Genomic DNA, 4450 nt, shown 5'->3' on the forward strand with positions numbered 1-4450 from the left:
GCGCCGGCCGCCCGACCGGATCGGGGGGCTCGGACCGGCCAGGGCACCTACGATGCGCCCCGTGCCCGACCAGCCCCCACAGCCCCACCAGCCCGATGACGTGACCCCCGCCGACGCCACGCACGACACCGACGCCGCCGCCGAGGGCCTGGCCCCGGAGGACCCCGCCACCGACCACCCCGGCATCGACCCGGCGGACCTCGAGGCCACCCTGCGCGTGCTCGGCCAGCTGCACGAGCTGCCCAAGGGCCACCCGGACATCGAGACCGTCAAGCGCGCCGCGGGCCGCATGTACAAGGCCGTCCGCAAGGCACGCCGCGCGGAGGCCCGCCGCGCCGAGCGCCAGCCCCTGCTCGAGGCCGACCAGCGCCTCATGGAGCGCACCGCCACCGGCAGCCCGCAGCGCATCGACGACGAGACGGCCGGCATCCTGCTGGAGACCCCCACCGGCCTGGCCGGGCCCGGGCACGTCATCGGCCACCTGAACATCCCGCGCGGCTGCTACATCTGCCACCAGAAGTTCACCGCGGTCGACTCCTTCTACCACTGGCTCTGCCCGGACTGCGCCGGCGACAGCCACGCCCGCCGCGACCAGCACACGGACCTGCGCGGCAAGCGCGCCCTGCTCACCGGTGGCCGCGCCAAGATCGGCATGTACATCGCCCTCATGCTGCTGCGCGACGGCGCGGAGCTCACCATCACCACGCGCTTCCCCCGGGACGCCGCGCGCCGCTTCGCCGCCCAGCCGGACCAGGCCGACTGGATCGACCGTCTGCACATCGTGGGCATCGACCTGCGCGACCCCACCCAGGTGATCGCCCTGGCCGACGAGGTGGCCGCCGGCGGGCCGCTCGACATCCTCATCAACAACGCGTGCCAGACGGTGCGCCGCACGCCGGGTTCGTACTCCCACCTCACCGAGGGCGAGAAGCAGCCGCTGGTCGGCGACGAGCTGCGCCCCTCGATGCTGGCCTTCGACCGCATCAGCGAGGCGCACCCGGCGGCGCTGGTCGGCTCGCTGAGCGAGCACGCGGTGGCGCACGTGGAGGGGGGCGCGCTCACCGCATCGGACATGACGCGCCTGGCCCTGCGTGCCGGGTCGGCCAGCCTGGAGGCCCACCGGGCGGGCACCGCGCTGGATGCGGGGGGCCTGCTGCCGGACGTGGCCACCCAGAACTCGTGGACGCAGAAGGTGCAGGAGGTGGACCCGATGGAGCTGCTGGAGGTGCAGCTGTGCAACTCGGTGGCACCGTTCCTGCTGGTGAGCCGCCTGCGCCCGGCGCTGGCCGCCGCCGTCCAGGCCGGCGCGCGCCGCTCGTACGTGGTCAACGTCTCGGCGATGGAGGGGCAGTTCTCCCGCCGCTACAAGGGCTCGGGCCACCCGCACACCAACATGGCCAAGGCCGCACTCAACATGCTCACCCGCACCTCGGCCAAGGAGATGCTGGAGACCGACGGCATCCTGATGACCGCCGTGGACACCGGCTGGATCACCGACGAGCGGCCGCACCACGAGAAGCTGCGCATCGCCGCCGAGGGCTGGCACGCCCCGCTGGACCTGGTGGACGGCGCCGCGCGCGTCTACGACCCCATCGTGCGCGGTGAGGCCGGCGAGGACCTGTACGGCGTGTTCCTCAAGGACTTCGAGCCCCACCCCTGGTGAGGGCGCCGGCACGCTGAACAGAGCTCCGGGGCGGTCACGATTCGAACACGATTCCCCTCGGCCCTTGTGGGCAGCCACCCGTGGCCGGATTCTCTTCCCGACGGCGGGGACCACTCGGGTCACCGCAGGAGTCGCAAGGAGCGGCGATGCGTTCTACACGACACCTGGTGCTCTCGGCAGCGACCGCTGTGGGGGTCCTTCTCCTCGCGGCGGCCGCTGTCTGGGGGGTTTGGCCGCACCCGTCCACAGCACTCACCGCGCCCGACAGCGGAGCTCGCACCCGTGGCCCGGCAGGACCCAAACCGGACCAACTCAAGATGTTCGCAACCCAGATGATCACGAACAATGGGGATGTCACGTTGACGGTGGACCGCGTGGAGATGCCCGACCGGTCGGGCCAGACGGTGCGTGACTGGTTCCTCGTCGGGATGGACGAGTACCTGTACGCCGCAGCCGCCTCCCCGGACATCCCTCCTCGCCCGGGGGACAGCTCACCCACACTCGCCCCCGGTGAGTCCAAGCGGGTGGCGGTCGTCCTCGAGGTGACCGGCGACCACACCACGGAGGACCACCTCACCATCGAGTACCACGAGGAGAGCGGGCGCAAGGGTTCACTCACCCCCGCTCGGCGTCTGCTGGCGATGCCCCACGGCCAGGAGTGCCCCTGAGACCGGCCTCCTGACCCCCCCGCAAGGACTTCGAGCCCCACCCCCGCTCAGGGGTGGGGCTCGAAGCGGAGCGCCTGGTGCCCGGGCCCACACACAAACCCGGGCGGAGGGGGATCAGGCGCCGGTCTTGGCCATCTCGCCGAGGAACGCGAGGCCGAACTGGGCGAACTTCACCGAGTGCTCGGCGGTGCCGCCGGAGTTCTCCAGGGTGTCGTAGGCGGTGTGGATGTAGGGGAACAGCTCGGTCTCGCTCATCATCGAGGCCGGGTAGCCGGCCGAGGTCCACGAGGAGTGGTCCGAGCAGCCGTAGCCGCAGGAGATGGCGCCCAGCGTCATGCCCTTGGGCTCCAGGTAGGTGGCGAAGACCTCCTTGTTGAAGGCGGTCAGCTCGGTGTTGACGTTGTCCTCCATCACGGACATGTCGGTGTCACCACCGTCGTAGTTGGTCATGTCCAGGTTGAGCACGCCCACCACGTTCTTGCCCTCGCTGGCGAAGGACTGGGCCATGGCGTTGGAACCCACCAGACCCACCTCCTCGGCGGCGTAGGCGGCGAACACCACGGTGCGCTTCGGCTTCCAGCCGCTCTCCAGCGCCACCCGCGCCACCTCGGTGACGGTGGCGGTGGCCGAGGCGTTGTCGTCGGCACCCGGGGCGTCCATGTCGTCGCCCTGGCCGGCATTGGAGACCGAGTCGAAGTGCGCGCCGATGACGACGATCTCCTCGGGGTTCTCGGTGCCCTTGACGGTCATGGTCACGTTGGACTGGTTGCCGCAGTCGGAGCCGCACGACTCGTCGTAGGCCACGGTCACGTCCTCGCGGTCGCCGGCCACCTTGGTCCACGCGTCGTGCACGTAGGCGGCGGCGGCCTTGCCGTGGCTGGAGGCGTAGTAGCGGTTGGGCCAGGTGGTGGAGAGGTCGGTGATGGTCTTGCGGATGCTCTCCTCCTGCACCGCGTCCAGCCACGGGTTCACCGTGTCCTGGTTGTCCACCGGCGGCAGGTCCAGCGCGGCGCCCACCGTCTGGGCGGTGCGGTCGTTCTCCACGAACGCCTCGGCCTCGGCCCGGGTGGCGAAGGAGCGGAAGCCCGGGCCGCGCTCGCCGGCCTCGCCGTGGTTCATGCGGGCGATCTGGTCGGCGGTGGTGCGGGAGATCACCAGGTTCTGGCCGGAGGCGTCCTTCACCGTGCCCAGGGCGGTGGTGGCACCGAAGTGCTCGGCCCTCTCGGCGGCGGTGGTCACCACGTAGCGGGTGGAGCTGTCCACACCCCCGTTGGGGGCCTGGTAGTCGACGACGGCGGCCGACTCGGGGCCGAGGTCGGGGCTGTCGGCCATGGCGGTGGACGACAGGGCCAGGCCCGCCAGCGAGACGGCGGCCACCGGGGAGGCGATGAGGGCGCTCAGCGTTGTGCGACGCATGGTCTTTCTCCTTGGATGGGGGACCGCCCGCTGGGCGGGGCCGGCGCAGGGAGGGGGCTCCGGCCCCGCCATCGTGCGTTGCGCCACAGGGCCCCTCAAGGCCGCAGACGGACTCCTGCCGAGGTCTTGACCAAATGTTGGGGCCTCCCCCGCACGGCGCGGAGGAGGCCCCGGTGGAGCACAGGGAAGGTCAGGCCAGAGCGGCGTTCAGCTGCACCTTCTGCTCGGCGGCGTCGTTGTCCGGGTCCTGGGCCCACAGGTCCGGGCCGAACACCTCGTAGGAGATGTTGCGGGGGTCCACGCCCTTTTCCATGAGGGTGCGGCGCACGGCGCGCATGAACGGCAGCGGGCCGCACATGGCCACCTATGCTGGCCCATCCCCGCTGGCGCGGGGCTCACATGGAGATCACGCGGGCCTTCTACCCCAACATGGGCTCAACCCCGCTCCCGCAGGGCTGATGCCGAGGATGCCGAAGAGCGCCGACAACCTGGCGGCTCGTCCCCGCTCGCGCGGGGCTCACGCACGGCCCCGTCCTCGTCGCGCATCACGAGGTGGGCTCATCCCCGCTCGCGCGGGGCTCACACGAGTCCACCCTTGGCGTCGTACCACGCCCAGGGCTCATCCCCGCTCGCGCGGGGCTCACCCCACCTCGGAGGGACGAAGCAGGTGGGTGGTGGGCTCATCCCCGCTCGCGCGGGGCTC

4 protein-coding genes are annotated in these 4450 nt (G+C 71.6%); 2 read left to right on the forward strand and 2 right to left on the reverse strand.

Annotation, left to right across the window (positions count from 1 at the left end; translation table 11 throughout):
• Positions 1–52: 52 nt before the first annotated feature.
• Positions 53–1663, forward strand: coding sequence for an SDR family NAD(P)-dependent oxidoreductase (locus tag HMPREF3099_RS07345; RefSeq protein WP_083323600.1), 1611 nt, complete (start codon positions 53–55; stop codon positions 1661–1663).
• A gap of 317 nt (positions 1664–1980) precedes the next feature.
• A complete protein-coding gene (locus HMPREF3099_RS07350) occupies positions 1981–2331 on the forward strand; it encodes a hypothetical protein (RefSeq protein ID WP_070705383.1) in 351 nt (116 codons plus the stop codon).
• A gap of 114 nt (positions 2332–2445) precedes the next feature.
• Here HMPREF3099_RS07350 and HMPREF3099_RS07355 read toward each other — a convergent pair whose 3' ends face one another.
• Both HMPREF3099_RS07355 and HMPREF3099_RS12055 read right to left on the reverse strand, forming a co-directional pair.
• A complete protein-coding gene (locus tag HMPREF3099_RS07355) occupies positions 2446–3747 on the reverse strand; it encodes a M20/M25/M40 family metallo-hydrolase (RefSeq protein WP_070705384.1) in 1302 nt (433 codons plus the stop codon).
• Between the two features lie 190 nt (positions 3748–3937).
• Positions 3938–4105, reverse strand: a complete 168-nt coding sequence (locus HMPREF3099_RS12055) for a hypothetical protein (protein WP_371327519.1) — start codon at positions 4103–4105, stop codon at positions 3938–3940.
• Between the last annotated feature and the right edge of the window lie 345 nt (positions 4106–4450).

This window comes from Kytococcus sp. HMSC28H12 (assembly GCF_001816045.1).
In the GTDB taxonomy this organism is placed as follows: domain Bacteria; phylum Actinomycetota; class Actinomycetes; order Actinomycetales; family Dermatophilaceae; genus Kytococcus; species Kytococcus schroeteri.